Below are 19,859 nucleotides of genomic sequence, written 5' to 3' on the forward strand. Positions count from 1 at the left end.
TTTAGCTCGGATGATCCATCACTTCTAAGAATATTAGGCGGGTGTGCTGAAGAGGTGCATCTCACCCGCCAGGCTAAGCGCCTTACAAGCTCTTCATCATTCGCATATGCTCATCAGCGACCTGGATGACGAGATGTGGCCAATGTTTGGCCAGCACGGGCAGTGGAATCAGCCAGTGCCCGATCGCGAAGGCCTCTCCCAGTAAACGGCGGGCTCGAGGCGTGCCAGCAACACCAGCGACCGCTACCAGTGCCCGCGCCCGCGTAGACGGAACCTTGATGCTGCGGGCGATCGCCTCGGCCCGAGCAGCGTCACCGGCTCCGGCCACCACCTCGACCAGCTCCATCAGCACTGACTCCTGTTCAGATATGGTGATGCTGCGGGAAATCGTTTCGGCGTCGGTGGCCAACCGCCCAGCCCGATCAGCAGCACCAGTCTCGGCCACCACCCGAGCGAGAGCGGTCAGCGCTCGCGCCTGGCCTGACGGGTCGGTGATCCTTCTGGATCTCGCTTCGGCGTCGGCGGCTAACCGCCTGGCCCGATCAGTATTACCGGCCCTCGCCGCCACCTGGACAAGCCTCACCAACACTGACGCCTGCACGAACGGCTCGCTGATGCTGCGGGCGATCGCCTCCGCCCGAGCAGCATCACCGGCCTCGGCCACCCCCAACGCGAGGGCGGCATGCGCCTGCGCCTGCGCATACGGTCTAAGGATGCTGCGGGCGATCGTCTCGGCTCGACTAGGGTCACCGGCTTCGGCCACCACCTTGACAAGCTTTACCAGCGTTCGCGCCTGAGGGAGCGGGTCGCTCATACTTCGGGCGATTGTTTCGGCGTCGGCGGCTAACCGCCTGGCCCGGTCAGCATCACCGGCCCCCGCTACGAATCGAGCGACGGCGGCCAGCGTATCCGCCCGATCAGACGGATGGGTGATGTGGTGGGCGATTGTTTCGGCGTCGGCGGCTAACCGCCTGGCCCGGTCAGCATCACCGGCCCCCGCTACGAATCGAGCGAGGGCGGCCAACGCCCACGCCTGCGCATACGGTCTGGTGATGCTGCGGGCGATCGTCTCGGCTCGACCAGGGTCACCGGCTTCGGCCACCACCTGGACAAGCTCCACCAGCGTTATCGCCTGCGCAAACGGGTCGGTGATACTTCGGGTGTTTGTTTCGGCGTCGGCGGCTAACCGCCCGGCTCGGTCAGCATCACCGGTCTCCGTCGCCATCCGGACAAGCTTCACCAGCACTGACGCCTGATGGGTCGGGTCAGGGATGGTGCGGGCGATGACCTCGGCCCGAGCAGCGTCGCCAGCTTCCGCCGTCGCCTCAGCAAGGGCGGCCAGCGCTCGCGTCTGTTCATGCGGCCTAGCGATGGTGCGGGCGATTGTTTCGGCGTCGGCGGCTAACCGTCCGGCCCGAGCATCGTCACCGGCTTCCGCCGTCACCTCGGCGAGGGCGGCCAGCACTTGCGTCTGTTCATGCGGGCTAGTGATGGTGCGGGCGATTGTTTCGGCGTCGGATGCCAAGCGCCCGGCCCGGTCAGCATCACCGGTCTCCGTCGCCATCCGGACAAGCTTCACCAGCACTGACGCCTGATAGGTCGGGTTAGTGATGGTGCGGGCGATTGTTTCGGCGTCGGATGCCAAGCGCCCGGCCCGGTCAGCATCACCGGTCTCCGTCGCCATCCGGACAAGCTTCACCAGCACTGACGCCTGATAGGTCGGGTCAGGCATGGTGCGGGCGATCGCCTCGGCCCGAGTAGCGTCACCAGACTCGGCCACCCCCCGAGCGAGGGCAGCCAGCGCTCGCGCTCGATCGGACGGGTCCTTGATGCCGCGAACGATTGCCTCGGCCCGATCAGCGCTGCCAGCTAAGGCCGTCACCCAGACAAGCTCCTTTAGCACTGACGCCTGCCCGAGCTGTTCGGCGACTTCGCGGACGATCGCCTCGGCCCGATCAGCGTCTCCGATCAAGACGACCGCCTCGACAAGCTTCGCCAGAGCAAACGCCTGTTCGAGCGGGTTGGTGATGGTGCGGGCGATTGTTTCGGCGTCGGATGCCAAGCGCCCGGCCCGGTCGGCATTACCGGCTTCCGCTGCCACCTCGGCGAGGACGGCCAGCGCTTGCGCCTGTTCGAGCGGGTTGGTGATGGTGCGGGCGATTGTTTCGGCGTCGGATGCCAAGCGCCCGGCCCGGTCGGCATTACCGGCTTCCGCTGCCACCTCGGCGAGGACGGCCAGCGCTCGCGTCTGTTGACGCAGGTTTGGGATGGTGCGGGCGAGTGATTCAGCTCGGGCCAGGTCTCCAAGAGCAGCCCACACAGCGCACAGGCCGGCGGGGAGGTTGGCGTTACGGGAGGCGAGGTTATCGCGGCCGAACGATAGCCGCGCCATAGCGAGTAGATCGGATGTGGGCTGCGCCATGACGAGTTTTTGCGCGGCCCTGATTTCGTCGAAAGCAGCGGCATCACCACCGCTGAGGACTAGCATTCGGTCTTGCCGCCTTGCATCGGTGGCCAGGGTGACCAGCCGCTCGACCTCACCCGTGGCTTGCAGCAGGGAAGCGTATCCTCGCAGCAGGTACTCCGGTGTATGTGGCGGCCACCCAGACTGCCGGTACCGTTCTGCCCAGGCGTGCAGCCGGTCCCGATAGTCAGCGAGACGCGTAGAGCCGAGGTAACGTGTGGCGGCTCGTTGAAGTTCCTCGTGCCCCAGCAGATACACCTCAGCTTCGGGAGCGCCGGCCCATTGGTTGACGCGTCGAGCGAAAGTCCGACCCGCCACAGTGTGTAGAACATCTTCGATATGCACCAGATCGGCATCGGCCAGCTCGGACAGGTCGGTGCCGGACAGGCCACCACGCGCGGCGGTGAGCAAGCCCAGCAGGTCTTGCTCGATCTGGTTGCCCTTGAGGAGGCGTTTGAGTTCCGATTGGCCCAGTCGCTGCAGGTCATGGGCGTGCTCGGAGGGGGCTAGTAGGCGGATGATGCCTGGATCGCGCAGGGGGTGCCAGTCCGGCACGTCATCGGGGATCGGGGGGTTGGGTCGGCCTGCCACGATGACGCGCATGCCGTGTGGCGGCGCGGCTGGTAGCAGCGCGGCGATGCTGTGCGCGTCGGGTCCGGAGGTGACGCCCCGGTCCTCATCCAGCCCGTCGACGACTAGGACCAGTCGTCCGCCGTCGACTTGGCAGGCAGCTGCGGCCTGACGGAGCAGATCCAGCATGAGTTCTTCCCGGCTGGCCTCGTCGACCATGGCGGGCCAGTCCTGTCCGGTGAGCTCGCACAACTGCCGTATCAGGACGGTGGTGAATGCCACCCGGGTGTCCTGGGCGGCCAGCCGGGCGGTGACGAAGAACGACACGATCCGCACTCGACCGGTCAGCTGCGGCGGCGGGCGTAGTACGAAGGTGGACATAAGGGCGGACTTGCCCGCCCATGGTTCGGCCCGCCAGCACACGTAAGGGCTGCGGTCGGGATCGAGGCAGAACGCGGCCAGCTCGGCCAACTCGGTGTCTCGCCCTAGCAACTCGGGCGGGGCGATGCGTTTGACCTGCTCCAAATATGCCGATCGCACCGGCCGCATCGATCGTTGAACGATGACGACATCCCCGGCGACGGAACCGATGCCCACTCCGCCGTGCCGGCCTGTGCCCTGCTGCTGTCCTGCAGCACGGTGCACGGCTTCCTGCCACACAGGCGACACCATGGCACCGCCGGGTGTGCCGGGTACGGTCAGTGGCGGGACCGTCCCGGCTCCGAAGGGTCCCGCTGTGGCCGATCAGTTGCGCCGGTGTTCACATCGCCGGCGACTTGCCCTACCGCGATTCCGTGGCCGCTGGCATGCGCGTGCGCGTTCCCGGTGAACACCCGTGCCCCCGGCCCGATTACTGACACGCCGCTGGCCTGTTCGGCCGCCTGCAGCTTGGCTAGCAGTTCGGTGACCGACTGTCCGAAATTGTCGTCCTTACGGGCTGCGGCCGTGAGCGCCAGTTCTACCTGCTGGCGCGTCAGCTCGCTGACCTGTCCCTCTTCGGTGGCGGCCTCTTCGGCCAGGTCGTCCAACGCGGGATGCGCGCCGAGTTTCGCCGCCACCGCGTCGTGCAGCTTGTCCAAGCCCGCGTCGATCGCCGTGTCCACCTCGGCATCGAGGCGGCCGGCAGCCCGGCGGGCCTTACGTACCGCCCACGCGATCACGTATCCCGCGATCAGTCCGGCCTCGATCACCACAAGCGTTCACCCTTCACGCGACGTGCTTCAGAGTGCCCAGCGGCATGACAGACGAACAGAGAGTATCGACCTCACGCAAAAGCGTGACCCTTCGGTCGGCTACTCGTCGGTGTCGATCTGGTCCAGTGGTAGCTGATGATCGGAAAAGGTGCCGTGATGACGCGGACGATTACCACGTCGTCGACCAGGCGATGAAGCCTCTGAGCCCGCCGCCGATCACATCAGTCCACCGGTCACCATACGATCCGTCGATCGTCGCGAGGGTCCGGCGCGGCAACCAGTCCCATTACAAGCGCGGACGGCAGCGCTCTCACGGTCCACCACCTCACGATGCTGTACCGCGAGCAGAGGGCCACCTTGCTGCAGCTTCCTGCCTCTGAGTCGCGAACGCTGCCTCACCGAGAGGATCACCTGTGAGATTCGGTGAGTCTCACAGCGTTCTCTCCGCCCCTAACCACAGCGGCCCGGAATGTCTCAGAGTGCAGGTCAGCCCCACTATTCGGAGATCGGTTCGCCGGATCGGCCTGACAGAACAGGCCGCTACCGTTCACGGCACTAACAGCACCTCATATATCTCCACCCCCGGTTCGGTCCCACCTCGGAACCACCGCCGCACCCACCGGTGCGCCCACGCCCACCCGCCCCACCCGGGCCGGTCGGCACCGCGCCGCGCGGCGACCCCCAGGTCGCACCCAACCACCTGTCGCACCACACCCATCCCCGCGACCGACCCACGCACCCAGTGGGCCGGTCATCTCCGCGCGCCCTGACGCGCCCACCTCGAAGGAGGACCCCCATGGGTAAGACGCCCCGCAAGGTCACCCCCGCTGCGGCTGTCAAGCCGAAGGCCATGATCCGCGCCATGATCCTGTGCATTCCGGCAGAGCTGCCCCGCGAGGCGCTGACCGCGCACCAGCTCGACCGCAACTTCGGTGTCCGGGGCACCCTGTCGCCCCGTTTCTGGGCCAGCACGGCTCTGCACCGGTGGCAGCACCGGCAGATGATCAGCCTGCGTAAGGGCCGCCCGGCCTCCTGCGCCGGCGGACCGGCGAAACTGCTCGACCTGGACGGCATGCTCCAAGCCGCGGCCATGGGGGCGGGCATCCGCCACCAACTGTTCAGCCGGGTTGTGCACGGCACCCGCAACGCCGTCCCGTGGCACGTCTACGAGGCCCGCCACCTGGCAGCCCCGGACACGTACCCGTGGGACAAGGCCGTGGCGGACTTCAACAACCAGCCCCGGGTCAACGCGATCCGGATGCACAACGCCGCCACGTACGGCGCCGGGCAGATCGCCCTCGCCGAGGTGGAGATGTACCAGGCCGGATACATGGCCTACCAGCACTACAGCGCGCTGACCGCGGTCGCGGGCGACGCACTGATCACCACTGGCGGGGCGACGCTGGCCCCGGCCAGCGCCGCCATGGCCGACCGGGTGACCTACCTCGAACAGGCCAACCGTCTGTTCGCCGCCATCGACCCCGACCAGCGACTGCTCGCAGTCGCGCTCTGACCCTGGCCGGGGCCCGAAGGAGACGAGCCCGCGGCAGTGGGCTTTCACGTTCCGCAGGGACACCTCACCGAGGCGATCGGGCTGACAGCCGCCATCCCTGTACCCGAGGGATGCGCGCTGCAGCCCGGTCGGCTCCTGCATCCACCCTTGAGCATCCCCGAGCAGGAGGGATCCCACCCACATGATCTCGGTCTACCGGTTCCGACTCACCGACGTTCGGAACTGGCCGAACACGCCGCCGCCGCGCACACCGCCGCCGCTGAACCCGGCGGCCCCGCGCTGCTGCTCGTCGCCGCTGACGCCGCGTACCTCGCCTGCAACGGCCTGCCCGCAGCACCGTCGGGCCCGGAACAGGCGGCGACCTGCCCTGTCCAAGCGTGTGCGTCGAGCACGCTGGCCACAATCCGCCAAGGCCACACCGGGAACGACCTGCTGATCGCCCTTCCACTGCGCCGGCCTGACGCTCGGCTCGTCGAGGAACTCCGTGCCGCCGCCAGCCACGGCCACTCGACCCTGGTCATCACCGTCGTCGACGGCACGGCCGGCCTGTCGACCGCCACCGTGCCCACGCCGCCCGGCCCGCCGCCCGTCGACTGAACCTGCCGGCCGCCCCGCGCAGGGGCACCGGACGCCCGACCGGCCGGACGATCGGCCGACCTTTCCCTCTTCCCACCCTTTCGGAGGTTCCACCATGTCCTACCGACTGTGGTTCCGCGTCGATGACGTCCTTCCGCTCGCCGAACATGCCGCCGCCACCGCGGCCCACTTCACGAGCCGGCAGCAGTTCCGGGCCGGTCTACTGGACCGGGCCGCACTCATCTGGTACCGCGACGCCGACGGCGACTGGCTGACCTCCAACGGCGTCCCTCGCTGGTACGACGCCGACGGCACCGAACACCGGGCCCTCGCCGAGACGTGGACGCACACCGCCACCGGCGCCACCGGTAACCCGCGCCCGTCGACGACGGGCACGGGTTCCTGCCCCTGCACACCACGTTCCTCGACGGCCGGCGTGACCTGCTCGACTTGCTCCGCTTCGCGCGCCGTCACCGGATGCACTGGTTCGGTCTGCACCCGGACCCGACCAGCGACGACACCGACAGCCGTTACCGGATCTCCCGCGATCGCGGCGACATCAGCCCGCCGTTGGCCACCTGGACCCCGGCGGCGGTCACCTGCGACGTCGTTGGCGGCGGCGCCTACCGGGCCATGGTCGCCCCTGGCTACACGACACTCGGCCGGACCGGCGTGCTGTGCCGGTTTCCGCTGTTCGCGGTGCAGCGCATGGCCGCCCACCTCGACAGTCTGCATCCCGGCGGCATGCCCGGCGAACATCCCCGTCTGCGGTTCGACGGCGACGAGGTCGTCATCGAGTGGGAGCACGACGACGGTCTGGGCGGCCGGTGGGTCGAGCACGACCGGGTCGTACCCGACGCCAACGGCTGCTACGCCATCGGTGCCTACCAGTGGCCCTGGGTCCTGGTCCCGGCCGAGACGACCGCCCCGCGTCACTAGCCCAGAAAACGGCGCCCAGTGATCGTCGACGGGCTGTTCGGTTAGGCGGTCGCGGCAGCCACGAGCTGACCGGGTGCACCACCTCAGCGGGGCCGTCCTGCGGATCCGGCTCTACGGCGACAGCTACGCCGAGCGGAACACGCGGTCGCCGAGGTCGTCACCCCCGCTCATCCGAAACCTGCGATCCCATCCGCCGCACCCGCGGCCGGCGGCTGCTCGGCGCGTCTACGTCGCGCTGCTAAGCCTCTGAGCCGCTTTTCACTGGCACGACCTGGCCGATGCCCGGCCATCCGCGCACTCGCGCACACCCGGGCACGGCCGTGCCCGGGTTCCTGCCATTCAGGAGGGAACCCTCATGACATCCACCGCCAGGCCGGTCTCCGGCCGTCAGCTGCGTATCGCCGTCGTCGGCGGCAGTATCACCGGCCCGGTCACCGCGTTGCTGTTGCTGCACGCCGGATTCGACGAGGTCACCGTCTTTGAGGCGGCACCGGAGTCCGCGCCCCGGGGCGGCGGTCTCATCGGTCTGGAACACTGCGCCCTCGACGTGCTCGACCGCCTCGGCATCGCCCAGCACGAGTTCGTCGCCCACGACTCCGAGGCCGTCGTCCAGATGACCATCCGTGACCGCCACCCGGCCGAGGTCATTCGACGGACCTACCCGGGCCGCAACACCACCTGGTCGCTGCTGCACCACGCGCTGGCCCGCCGCCTACCGGCCGGTGTCCTGCACACCGGCATGAGGGTCACCGCCCTGACCGGGCAGGCCGGTCAGCCGGTGCTGCGGTTCAGTGACCGCCACACCGAACTCGCCGACCTGGTCGTGTTCGCCGACGGCCGGTCCTCCACCGGCCGCCGGCTCCTCGACCCCGACCGAACCCTGCGGTACGCCGGCTACGTCGCCCACCGCGGCATCGCCGAGGTCACCCCACCGTCGGGTCTGCGGGACTTCCTGCGGCTGCAGCCCTGCCCCGGCGTGCAGTTCAACCTCGCCCCGGTACCCGACGGCTGTGACTGGACCTTCTACCTCGGCTGCACCAGCGCCGAGTACGCGCAGCGGTTCGGCGCCGACCCCACCCGCCGGGTCTTCGCCCTGCCCCGCCACGTCAGCACCGCCGCCCGCACCCACGTCGACACCCACGCCGACCTGCTCCTGCCGGCCGAACACGCCGCGATCGTCCACGCCACCACCACCCGGATGGCCGTGCCGGTCCTCGACATCACCCCACCGGAGCGCATGGTGTGGCCGGTCGGCACCGGCCACGCCGTCCTGCTCGGCGACGCCCTCGCCCCCGTCCGCCCACACACCGCCCGCGGCGCCAACAACGGCATCGAACAGGCCGCCGGCCTCGTCGCCGCCCTCACCCAGCACCGCAAGTACCGGGCGGACCTCACCGCAGCCCTACACGGGTGGCAACGCCGTCACCTGCCCGCCGCCGTCGCCGCCGTGCACCGAGGGCCCGAAATCGGCCACCGCCTCGGCCTCGGCATCCGATAACCCACCCCACAACCAGGAAGGGAGACCTCGCGTGGCTACCAGGACGACCGCAGTCCTCGTCGACGACCTCGACGGCTCCACCGACGACGTCGGCACCTACCAGTTCGCCTTCAACGGCGTCACCTACGAAATCGACCTGTCCGCCGGCAACTTCGACCGTATGGCGGCGGCCTTCGGCCCGTTCATCACGGCCGGACGCCGCCTGCCCAAACAGCCCAAGACCGCCCGGCGACGCCAGTCGGGCAGCGCCGCCGGGCGTACCCACACGCAGGAGATCCGTACCTGGTGGTGGACCACGAACTGGCAGGAGCGCAACCTGCCCCAACCACGAACCGGCGGCATCATCCCCGCCGCGGTACGCGACGCCTACCACGCCGCCCACTGACAACCATCCCCGCCGCGAATGCGCCCGCCGGTGCGCGCCACAGTCCCACCTCGGGCGGACGACTTGACCACCACCCCGATTCGAAGCGTGCATCAGCGCACGCGCCTCACTCACCGACCCCTGCCCAGCGGCAAGGAGAAAGGGGGGCTACCCGCCCATGGCCAGCACACCAACCGACAAGACCACCGGTACGGCCACACCACCACAGCCGGCACCCAGCGTCGCGAAGGTCCTCGCCGCGCTGCACCGGCTCGGCGAGGCCACCGCCGCCGCCATCGCCACAGAAGCCGGCCTCGGCTACTCGACCACCACCCCGAAACTCCGCAGCCTGGAGACCGCCGGGCTGGCCGAGCCCACCCGCAGCGACACCGGCCGCAGCCTGTGGCGACTAACCGACACCGGCCGCGCCCAGGTAGAAGAAGCCGACGACCACAGCCAGCCCGAAGGACAAGACGCGCCCAATGCCGCCGCAGACGCACCACAAGGGACGCACGGCGACGACACGCAGAACACCGGGCAGGACCACGACCAGCGACAAGCCGTAGCGGACCCCACCGATCCGCCGGTCACCGCCTCGGAGTCGGAATCACCGGCTGCCGGTGATGTCGAGACGGCACCCGACGAGGCCACCCTGCCCGAGACCACCGACGACAGCCGCCCACGCGCCGAACCCGAGGTGCCGGCTGCGGCTGACCACACCGACCCGCCCGCCGGGGCGCCCACAGCGGACGAACCCGCCGACACGCCTGCCGACGGCCTCACCGATGACACAACGGGCGATCCCACAGCTGAGGGAACATCCTCCGCCTCCGCTGGTCAGGTGGCGGGCGGGCCGCCTGGCACCCGTCGGGCGTCGGGAACGCTGCGCGGCGCGATCCTCGACATCCTCGAGGCCAACCCCGGCAAGCAGTACAAGGTCAGCGAACTGTGCAAGCTGATCGACCGGGCCAACGAGGGAACCGACGCGAAGAAGGCCAGCGCCGGTGCGGTCCACAACGCCGCGGTGAAACTCGTCGGGACCGGACGTGCGGTCATGGCCGCCGAGAAACCCGCCACGTTCGCCCTCACCGACCCCACCACCTGAAACGACCCTCGCCCCAGCCGGTAGCCCGGAGGGCGGGCGTCGAACTTTGCCGGTACCACGCCCGCCCCCGGTGCTCCTTCACACACAAGGAGCTACCCGAAGTGTCTCCCATCCTGTCCTCGATCGTCACCGCCGTCGGCGGGGTCCTCGCGGGTCTCGCCCTCGCCGCAGGGCTGCTGTGGCACCAGCAGCAGGCCCTGACCCGCGCCCGCCACGCCGCCGACCACGACGACACCACCGGCCTACCCAACCGGCGGGCCCTGCTCGCCGCCGCCGACCGCGCCGCCCAGCGCGGGACGCCGTTCGGGCTCGTCCTGATCGACCTCGACGGCTTCAAAGCCATCAACGACACCTTCGGCCACGAGGCCGGCAACGACGTGCTTACCGACATCGGCCGACGACTCGCCGCCCTGCCCGGGCCGGTGTGGCTGGCCGCACGGCTGTCCGGCGACGAGTTCGCCCTCCTGGTCGACGGCGGCCCCGACGAGGTCGCCGCCGCCGCCCGCGCCGCCTGGCGGACGGTCGGTCGCCACCCGGTCGACCTCGGCGCGCACACCGTGGCCGTGCGGGCCAGCGTCGGGCACACCACCGCCGCCCTCGGCGTCAGCCCCCGCACCCTGCTCCACCACGCCGACATGGCCATGTACCAGGCCAAACAGTCCGGAGCGGGCGTCTACGGAACCACGACGACCACCGCCCACACCGGGGTGCCGCCGGGTACCCGCCTGCGGGACCTGCGCCGCCACCGCTGATCCGGCACCCGCACGGGGCGTCACGGAGGACCTCGCGCCGATCGTCCGGCGCGAGGTCCTCACCGTGCCCCACCCCGCCTACCCGACCTCGTCTGTCCACATCCTCGGCGGTCGTCGAACCCCGCCCGCCCCGCACGACTTGACCTTGGCCGAGAGATGAGCGTCGATCACTGCTGGTCGTCGTCCGCCGGGCTGCCAGGGGCACCAGCATCCCTGGCCCAACGTGGGTCGGACGGCGACCGCGCATGCCCGCGATCCGCCGACCGAAGGGCCAACCCGTGGCACCCAACCCATATCCCGGCAGCCGCAGCCGGCGGCCCAGCGACCGCACTCCCGTGCCGGACGACGTCACCGACCGGCTCCTGTGGGCCCTCGCGGTCGATGTCGCCGCCGCCCACCAGCCCGGACCCGACGGCCTCTGCACGAACCTGCAGTGCCGAGGGCAGCACGGCCCCTGCTGGGCGCTGCGCACCGCCCACCGCGCCCACCGACACGCCCGCCGCACCCCCGCCACCTTCGGCGAATCCCGGTCGCCCGCGGTCGGGGCCGTACGCGGACGCGCCCCCGTACCCGCGCCCTCCGTGCCCGCCCCGTCCGGCCGCTTCACCGGCTGGTTCACCCCCACCCACCCGCCCGCACCCCTGACACGACTCACGCCCATAGCCGACGCGGTGCCACCGGAGTCCCGGGGGCACCGGCGTCCACCCGTGGCGGCGATGGCCGCCTGAACCCGCGAACCCTGGAGGCAGACAGTGAACTTCCTACCGAACGACACACTCGCCGGCTACGCCCGCACCGCCGTCGACCTGCGGACCCGCATGGTCGACTACCATCGCGGCCCGCTCGCGGCCCAGTACCTGCAGGCGTTCTTCGGCGGCCGGCTCGCCGACCATCCCAGCCCCAGCCCGGCGGGCATGGCGAAGGTCCTCGACGCGGCCCGGGCCATCACCGCCAACCCGTGGCGATCCGGCGAACCGTACGTCATCGCCCCCGCGATGACGGCGATCATCGCCGCCGCCGCGGCGGCCCTCGACCTGACCGGCGAGGTACTACCCGCCGACGTCGCCCCCACCGACGGCGGGGTGCTGTTCCTACCCGAACCGATCTACCACCGCAGCCACAGCGGTGAGGTGTCCTCGCTCGGGGCGATCACCTGGGCCCGCACCACCAGCACCGGCAGCGGCCGGTCGGCCTGGGCCATCGGCGGCTGGGCCGACCACCACGACCCGCACGACCCCTCCGCCATCCGCCGCCGCGAGCAACTCGCCGCCCGACCTGACCTCGCCCGGCAGTTCGGCCCCTACGTGCTGACTGACTTCACCGAGATCCCGATCGGCCAGCCCGTCGACCCCCGCCCCGACCTGCCGGTCCTCGACGGCGACGACCGCGACTGGGAACCGGCACCCGACGGCCGGTTCTGCATCGACGAGACCACCACCGCGATGCGCGCCTGCGCCGCCGTCGCCTACGCCTTCTGGCGCATCCAGGCCCAACCCCTGGCCACCGTCGCCGCCGCCCCACTGGACCGGGCCGCCCGCCGCCGCGCCGTGCGCGCCAGCATCCGCCACGACACCCGCGTGGTCATGCTGCGCCGCACCAGCCCACTCGCCGAACCCGCCGACGGGGAACCCAAGTGGCACTACCGGGTGCGGTTCGTCGTACGCGGTCACTGGCGGCGGCTGATCGACCGTGCCGGCAACCCGTACCGGATCTGGATCAACGCCCACATCAAGGGCCCCGACGGGGCGCCCCTACTGCACGGCGAGAAGGTCGCCGTCCTCGCCCGCTGATTCCACCCACCGTCCGAAGGCCACGCGTGACGCCGCCAGGCCCCGCGTGGCCTTCACCGGTTCCCGGCCCTGCCCGCCTGCCTTCGAGGAGCGACTCATGTCCATCCGCGTGCTGTCCGGGATCGCCGTCGCGGTCGCCGGTGTCCTGCTGCTGTGCTCCGGGCTGGTCCCCACCCTGATGGTCGCTGACCGGGCCGCCGCCTGCGGCCCGACCACCGGTGCCGCGCTCACCGCCTCGCCGACCGCCCGCAGCACCGCCCCGACCAGTGTCGGGCCGATCGGTGACTGGAACGCCGAACAGGTGGGCAACGCCGCCACCATCACCGCCGTCGGCATCCGTCTCGGCGTCCCGCCTCGCGGCTGGGTCATCGCCGTGGCCACCGCGATGCAGGAGTCCTCCCTGCTCAACACGCCGGGCGGGGACCGCGACTCGGTCGGCCTGTTCCAACAGCGCCCCTCCCAGGGCTGGGGCACCCGTGAGCAACTCCTCGACCCGCGGTACGCGGCGACAGCGTTCTACCAAAGCCTGCGCTCCGTCGACGGGTGGCAGGCTATGCCGCTGACCGAGGCCGCCCAACGGGTGCAGCGGTCGGCCTATCCGGACGCCTACGCCAGATGGGAACCCGACGCCACCCGCATCGTCGCCGCCCTGACCAGGGTCCGCGCCGACCTGACCGCCTGCCAGCTGACCGTCAGCATCCACGGCTGGACGCAGCCGGTGCACGCGGACGTCGGCTCCGGTTTCCGCACCGCGAGCCGACCCGGCCACGACGGTGTCGACCTGATCGTGGCGAAGGGCACCCCGATCCACGCCGCGTCCGCCGGCACCGTCACCGTCGTGCGCTGCAACGCCGTCGACGTGCGCACCGGCCGGGACTGGGGCTGCGACCGCGACGGCCACCCCGAGCTGACCCGCGGCTGCGGCTGGTACGTCGACATCACCCACCCCGACGGGGTGGCCACCCGCTACTGCCACCTGCTCACGCGCCCCTCCGTCGTGGAGGGCCAGCGGGTGACGGCGGGCCACGTCATCGGCGTGGCCGGCAGCTCAGGCCACTCATCCGGCCCGCACCTGCACTTCGAAGTGCACCTCGGTCACCACACATCCCGCACGGCGGTCGACCCGGTCACGTTCATGGCCTCCGTCGGCGCACCCCTGAACCGGTAGCCCGAGCACCGACACCGGCGGCTGCCACGCCACCCACACCCAGCCCGGCAGGTCGTCCCCGCCCGGGAACGACCACCGCGACCCCCCATCCCACTGATCCTGAGAGAAGGGAAAGGCACGTGAGTACACCCACGCTGATCGGCGTAGCCGCGTCGCGCGGCAGGTACAGCGCCCGCTACCTGCAGTTCGGCGAGGAGCCGGAGAAACTGGTGCCGCTGCTGCGCCGGATCTGGACCGACACGTTCGGCCGCGACACCAACGCCATGGCCGCCGCGCTGCTGGCCCACAACTGGTGGACCCTCGCCATCAACCCGAAGCCCCGCCGCTGGGACCGGCAGCCGCCCGTAGCGGGACTGGGCTACCCGGCCGACACCGGCACGATCCGGCAGGGCCTCCTGCGGGAGGACATCGACGGGGCCCTGGAATGGCTGTACCTGCTGCACCTCGACCAGCGGCGGCTGGTGGTGTACGAGGCGAGCATCCACGGCCACTGGCTGCGGCACAGCGCCCATCACCTCGACCCGGTCGAGGACCTGTTCGTCACCGCCCCCGCCCTCGACGAGGGCGGCCCGGAGATGACGGTGTGCACCGCCTGCGGCGCGGTCGACGAGATCGACCACATCGAGGTGCCGTCCATGGCCGGCTACGGCCACGACACGGTCACCAGCTGCACCCGCTGCGGCTCCTCGGTCGCCACCGACCCGATGTTCGGCGACCACGTCACCCGCAAGCCCTGGCCGCCGCCCAGCACCACGACGGACGGCACCCGATGAGACCGCCCATCCCCGGACGTGGCCGCCGTCGACCGGCTGCGGCCTGCCCATCCACCGATCGGAGAACTCGCTTGATCTACGAGCCAGGCCAGCGCGTCGCCCTGGTCCACACCAGCGACCCGTACACCCTGCTGCGGCCCGGTGACACCGGCACCGTCCGCCGCCACGACCAGCAGCACCACACCGTCGACGTCACCTGGGACAGCGGCTCCACCCTGTCGATGTGCCTCGACGACGGCGACCGCATCGAACCCCTCACCACCACAGCGTCGACGGGGGACCCGGTCGACGACGCCGCCGGATGGGCCGCCACGCTGCGGCGGATCCGCGCCGCTGGCACCGAGGCCGGCCGAACCGCCGCCGACTGGTGGGCGCAGAACACCATCGGCGCCCGCGCGAGCGGCGACACCCGCCTGGCCGCGCGCAGGATCCTCACCGGCATCGACGCCGGTGACCCCGCCGTCCTCGACACCCTGCCCCAACCGACGGCGGCCGGGGATGCGGTCGACACCAGCGGATGGCAGCTGTTCGCCGACGCCACCGGCGATGTCTCCGGCTGGTTCGGGCTGCGCATCCCGCAGCGCGACGAGGCGATGACCGTCTACCGCGACGCCTTCGACACCGCCGCCGTCGACCGCGTCACCGAACTGTGTCACCTCGCGGCCAGCCCCACCGGCCGCGACGTGTCCCACCTGCACCCCGACCGGATCCGTATCGGCGACGTCGGTGTGTTCTCCGGCGACTGGGCACGCACCACCGGACCCGACGGCGACGACCGGATCACGGTCGGGTTCGTCGGCACCCTGATCGACCGCTGGAACGGGTGGGCGGTGTTCTCCTGCACCCGCGAAGTGGCCGAGGCGATCGTCGCCGACCACCAGCGTCACCGCGACCAGTACCGCCACCGCCTGCGCGACGAAGGCGTGCCGGAGGACGACCTGGACCGGCGGGTCGACGCCGCGCTGGCCGACCTGTCCTTCGACGGCGACGTCATCGTCGCCGACCAGCGCGCCACCTCCGACGACCCGGAAGCCATCGACCACATCACCCCGGACGGCGACGGCCGGTACGTGGTGATGGGCCGCAGCTGGTGCTGGGAGGCCGTCGACCCCTACGCCTGCGACCGGATCTTCGGCGACCTACCCGACCAGGCGTAGAGCGCAGAACCGACCCAGGCCGGACCGGCAGAACCACGGCAGACAGGCGACACCGACAAGGAAGGAACTAGATATGACTGCACGCACCCAAGAGGAGATCGTCACCCGGATCCGGGCGCTGCGCGCCCACCGCCGCGACATCTTCGGCTTCCGGGAGGAGGTGCTCGTGGAGGCACTCGATCTCGACCACGCCCGCCAGCTCCTCGGCCCCGGCACCCCGGGCGGGTGGACCCCACGGGTCGACCATGAGACCTACGCCCGGGACTACCTGCGATTCGCCATCGGAAAGATCATCGACCACCGGGGCAACTCGGCGAGCCGGTCGGTGGACAAGCTCGGCGAACTCGCCTGGCTGCTCGGCCGCGACGACATCGTGCGGGCGATGGACCACACCAGCTACCCGATGTACGGAGCACCCACGGTCAAGGCGTTCGCCGACGGCTTCGGCTGGCCGTTCCTCGACGACCTCGACAGCGACGACCAGCGGGCCCTGGCCCGGATGGCCGACGGGCAACAGTGCGACCCGCAGGGCTGCCAACGAGGCTGCGCCGACTGACCGCAACCGGGCCACCCGGCACCACTCCCGGCCCTCGATGCGCCCACATGGTCAGCCGGCACCCCAGCAATCCCACAACCCGCACATCCATTCGACTTGATCGATCAGGCCCGGGGGCGTTGCATCGTCGGCGCCGACACACCCGCGCAAGGCCGCCCCCGGGCAGCACGCACCGGCGGCGTACCTCCGCGTCGCCGTACCCCTTCAGCACCAACGCGGTGTGGTCGCCCACCTGCCGGCCCGAACCGGCCGGCAGGTGCTGACCGCATCCGTCTCCGCAGCGCGGTAACCGACCGCCGCGCACCCGGAGACGGGTGTGCGGGCCCGACGAGATCGAGGCAACCACATGACCACACCACACCCGCCGACCCCACCGACCGGCCCACCCCGCACCGACCCGGCCGCAGCCGGCACCGGCAGCACACCCACCACTGAGGCCACCTCCGGACGGTCCGGCTACCTGTACCGCAAGGTCGCCCTACACCTGGCCGACCATCCCGACGACATCCTCAAGGTCGGCGAGATCACCCGGGCGATCGGCGCACCGTCCACCGGCGCCGTGTTCCAGGCGCTGAAGAAGATGGCCGCCGCCGGGCACGCCACCCACCACCGCGACCCGCACCACCGCTTCCAGATCACCCAGGCCGGCATCGACGCCGCCGGCACCCTGCCACCCACCGCACCCCGCACCCGTTCCACCGGCAGCGGTGGTGGCCGCCGGTCCCGGCCCGCACCCGTACCCCGACCGAACGGCACCCTGTACCACCCGCGGCGGCTCGGCAAAGGCTGGGACGTCGAGGAACTACAGCGACTGCGTACCCAGCGGGTGCCCGTGCTGCTGTACGGGCCACCGGGCACCGGCAAGACCGCCATGGTCGAAGCCGCGTTCCCCGACCTGCTCACCGTCGCCGGCACTGGCGACACCGTCGTCGACGACTTCCTCGGCTCCTACAACCCGATCCCCGGCGGCGGCTACGAGTTCATCCACGGACCCCTCGTCACCGCCATGCGCGAAGGCCGGGTACTGCTGGTCGACGACGCCACCCTCATCCCGCCCCGCGTCCTGGCCGTGCTGTACCCGGCCATGGACGGCCGCGGCGTCATCACCATCCCCGCCAACGGCAACGAAACCGTGCAGGCCGTCGACGGGTTCTACATCGTCGCCGGCCACAACCCCGGCGTACACGGCGCGGTCCTCACCGAAGCCCTGGCCTCCCGGTTCACCGTCCACCTGCACGTCACCACCGACTGGGACCTCGCCCGCGCCCTTGGCGTCCCCAAACCGGTCGTCGACGCGGCGATCGACCTCAACGCCGACCTGACCGCCGGCAAAACCATGTGGGCACCACAGCTACGCGAACTCCTCGGCTTCGTCACCGTCCGCGACCAGCTGGGTGTGGCCGCCGCCCTGGCCAACCTCGCCGGCATCGCCCCCGAAGACGCCCGCGACGACGTCACCGCCGCCCTGTCCCGACACACCGGCACCCCCATCACCGCACTCGCCCTCGGCAAACGCTGACCCCACCTGGAAGGAGCAACCGCATGTCACAGACCCATCTGCGCCCCGGCACCCCACCGACACGGTCCGGCGTCAACGACTGGCAGGCCTGGTCACAGGCATGGACCCAACATGTGCCGCTGCTGACCGGCCGCACCGACCTCACCGTCCTCGTCGCCCCCGGCGCCGCCGGGGACGCACCCGAATGCTTCTACCCCGACCTCCACCGCATCGAAGTCGACGCCACCTACATCGCCGACCGCCCCGACATCACCGACCCGACCAAAGCCCGCCACAAGCGCCTCGTACCCACCGGCTACGGGCTGCTCGTGCACGGCGCCGCCCACGCCGCACACAGCCGCTGGACCACCCCACCCGGCACCCCGCCCATCCTCGCCGACGTCGCCGCCATGCTCGAGGAATCCCGGGCCGAAGGCCGCCAACGCACCCGCCGCCGCGGCGACCGCCGCTGGCTACGCCACGTCGTGAAAACCCTCCTCGACCCCGACGACGCGGCCGTCGACGACCCCTGGCACGCCGGACAACTCGCCGCCCTGCTGCTGGCCCGCGTCGACGCCCGCATCGTCACCAGCAAAGACGTCCGCCCGGTCCGCGCCGCGGTCACCGGCCTCCTCGGACGCAAACGACTGCGGCACCTGCGCGACATCTGGCGCGAGGCCCACACCTGTGACGACACCGACGCCGACACCATGATCACCCTCGCCCGGCGGTGGTGCCACATCCTCGGCATCGACCCCGACCACCAGCACGCCACCCCCGTACCCGACGCCGGACAGTTCCCCGGCCGCCTCGCCGCCGCCCTCGTCGACTACCTCGCCGCCGCCTCCGGCCTCACCCCGACCGAGTACACCGCATCACAGCTGGCCCACCGGCACAGCCCACCATCAGAGTGGGCGCGCCGGGACCCGACCGAACAGGAACGTCACGCCGCCCGCGACCTCGCCAACCGGCTACAACAGGCCCGCACCCGCCACCCCGAACCCGGCCGGCGACCGTCGACGATCCCACCCGGACGGTTACGCACCCGCCACGCCATCACCGCCGACGCACAAACCGCCGCCGGGCAACTGCCCACCGCCGCCCCCTGGCAACAACGCACCCACCTGCCACCCGAGAAACCCCGCCTACACCTGGCGATCCTGGTCGACCTGTCCGGATCCATGGGCCGCTACACCGAACCGATGTCCTCCGCGGCATGGATCTTCGCCCACGCCGCCCGCCGCGCCCACGCGGTGACCACCACCATCGGATTCGGCGACCGCACCACCATCCTCGTACCCCCACGCACCTCCCCGACACAGGTCCTACACATGCGCACCGACGTCGCCACCGCCACCTTCCCCGAAGCGGTCAAGGTCGCCGACCAACTCCTCGACCTGCGCCACGGCCGCACCCTGCGGATGCTCGCCGTCGTCTCCGACGGCTACCTCGACGACATCCCCGCCGGACAACGCCTCGTCACCACCCTGCACCGCGCCGGCTGCGCCGTGCTCTGGCTACACCCCGCCGACCCACCCACCCCAGGCCAACCCACCGAACCCGACCAGAGGTGGGGACACACCTTCACCCACACCACCACCCTCACCGTCACCGACCCGGTCCACGCCGTCACCGCGATCGCCGACGCCGCCGTCACCGCCCTCGAACAGGCCTAGACCCGACCGCACCAGACCCCGCCGGCACTCGACTAGCCCCGCCCCGCACCGCAGGCGAGCGGGCCGGCAGCGCCACGCAGACGGCGACCACGACGTACGCAAACCCCGGGCTTGCCGCCCGGCCACTCGTCCGCGCCCTACAAGGGTCGGCAGCCGACGACCTGCTTCGCCGAGCCGCGACTTGACCATCGCGCGCTATCGAAGCGTGCATGCATCGCGTCCCCGACCGGCCCTTGGCGGCCCGGCCCAGCCGACAGGCAACTCCGC

17 protein-coding genes are annotated in these 19,859 nt (G+C 70.9%); 15 read left to right on the forward strand and 2 right to left on the reverse strand.

Annotated elements, in window-relative coordinates; translation table 11 throughout:
- Positions 1-82 precede the first annotated feature (82 nt).
- Positions 83-3,694 carry a P-loop domain-containing protein gene (locus VAB18032_RS03020; protein ID WP_148272181.1) on the reverse strand — a complete coding sequence of 1,204 codons (3,612 nt, stop codon included), beginning with the start codon at positions 3,692-3,694 and terminating at the stop codon, positions 83-85.
- A gap of 38 nt (positions 3,695-3,732) precedes the next feature.
- On the reverse strand, positions 3,733-4,227 hold the full coding sequence (locus VAB18032_RS03025; RefSeq protein WP_013731301.1) for a hypothetical protein: 495 nt from the start codon (positions 4,225-4,227) through the stop codon (positions 3,733-3,735).
- A gap of 796 nt (positions 4,228-5,023) precedes the next feature.
- Between VAB18032_RS03025 and VAB18032_RS03030 the strand changes: the two genes are divergently transcribed.
- The 15 genes from VAB18032_RS03030 (at position 5,024) to VAB18032_RS03100 (ending at position 19,592) form a co-directional block, all read left to right on the forward strand.
- Positions 5,024-5,740: a hypothetical protein gene (locus tag VAB18032_RS03030; protein ID WP_013731302.1), complete on the forward strand. Its 717-nt coding sequence runs from the start codon at positions 5,024-5,026 to the stop codon at positions 5,738-5,740.
- A gap of 147 nt (positions 5,741-5,887) precedes the next feature.
- Positions 5,888-6,337: a hypothetical protein gene (locus VAB18032_RS03035; protein WP_193386285.1), complete on the forward strand. Its 450-nt coding sequence runs from the start codon at positions 5,888-5,890 to the stop codon at positions 6,335-6,337.
- A gap of 456 nt (positions 6,338-6,793) precedes the next feature.
- Complete coding sequence (locus VAB18032_RS29865; protein WP_013731304.1) at positions 6,794-7,255, forward strand: hypothetical protein; 462 nt, start codon at positions 6,794-6,796, stop codon at positions 7,253-7,255.
- A gap of 355 nt (positions 7,256-7,610) precedes the next feature.
- Entirely contained in the window at positions 7,611-8,753 is a 1,143-nt protein-coding gene (locus VAB18032_RS03045) for an FAD-dependent monooxygenase (protein ID WP_013731305.1), read from the forward strand.
- Positions 8,754-8,784: 31 nt separating this feature from the next.
- On the forward strand, positions 8,785-9,138 hold the full coding sequence (locus tag VAB18032_RS03050) for a histone-like nucleoid-structuring protein Lsr2 (protein ID WP_013731306.1): 354 nt from the start codon (positions 8,785-8,787) through the stop codon (positions 9,136-9,138).
- A 157-nt stretch (positions 9,139-9,295) separates the two neighbouring features.
- Positions 9,296-10,222 (forward strand): MarR family winged helix-turn-helix transcriptional regulator, encoded by a 927-nt coding sequence (locus VAB18032_RS03055; protein ID WP_013731307.1) that lies wholly within the window; start codon positions 9,296-9,298, stop codon positions 10,220-10,222.
- A gap of 101 nt (positions 10,223-10,323) precedes the next feature.
- Positions 10,324-10,974 (forward strand): GGDEF domain-containing protein, encoded by a 651-nt coding sequence (locus VAB18032_RS03060; protein WP_013731308.1) that lies wholly within the window; start codon positions 10,324-10,326, stop codon positions 10,972-10,974.
- 278 nt (positions 10,975-11,252) lie between these two features.
- Positions 11,253-11,702: a hypothetical protein gene (locus VAB18032_RS32285; protein ID WP_193386286.1), complete on the forward strand. Its 450-nt coding sequence runs from the start codon at positions 11,253-11,255 to the stop codon at positions 11,700-11,702.
- A 24-nt stretch (positions 11,703-11,726) separates the two neighbouring features.
- Positions 11,727-12,764 (forward strand): hypothetical protein, encoded by a 1,038-nt coding sequence (locus VAB18032_RS03070; protein ID WP_013731310.1) that lies wholly within the window; start codon positions 11,727-11,729, stop codon positions 12,762-12,764.
- 97 nt (positions 12,765-12,861) lie between these two features.
- Positions 12,862-13,932 carry a M23 family metallopeptidase gene (locus VAB18032_RS03075; protein WP_013731311.1) on the forward strand — a complete coding sequence of 357 codons (1,071 nt, stop codon included), beginning with the start codon at positions 12,862-12,864 and terminating at the stop codon, positions 13,930-13,932.
- Between the two features lie 119 nt (positions 13,933-14,051).
- Positions 14,052-14,705, forward strand: a complete 654-nt coding sequence (locus VAB18032_RS03080; protein WP_013731312.1) for a hypothetical protein — start codon at positions 14,052-14,054, stop codon at positions 14,703-14,705.
- Between the two features lie 71 nt (positions 14,706-14,776).
- The gene (locus VAB18032_RS03085) at positions 14,777-15,862 is read left to right on the forward strand and encodes a DUF4314 domain-containing protein (protein ID WP_013731313.1); all 1,086 of its coding nucleotides are present in this window, start codon (positions 14,777-14,779) and stop codon (positions 15,860-15,862) included.
- 73 nt (positions 15,863-15,935) lie between these two features.
- Positions 15,936-16,418, forward strand: coding sequence for a hypothetical protein (locus tag VAB18032_RS03090; protein WP_013731314.1), 483 nt, complete (start codon positions 15,936-15,938; stop codon positions 16,416-16,418).
- Between the two features lie 346 nt (positions 16,419-16,764).
- Positions 16,765-17,937, forward strand: a complete 1,173-nt coding sequence (locus VAB18032_RS03095) for an AAA family ATPase (RefSeq protein ID WP_013731315.1) — start codon at positions 16,765-16,767, stop codon at positions 17,935-17,937.
- Between the two features lie 23 nt (positions 17,938-17,960).
- A complete protein-coding gene (locus tag VAB18032_RS03100) occupies positions 17,961-19,592 on the forward strand; it encodes a VWA domain-containing protein (RefSeq protein WP_013731316.1) in 1,632 nt (543 codons plus the stop codon).
- Positions 19,593-19,859 lie beyond the last annotated feature (267 nt).

This window comes from Micromonospora maris AB-18-032 (genome assembly GCF_000204155.1).
Classification (GTDB): Bacteria; Actinomycetota; Actinomycetes; order Mycobacteriales; family Micromonosporaceae; genus Micromonospora; species Micromonospora gifhornensis.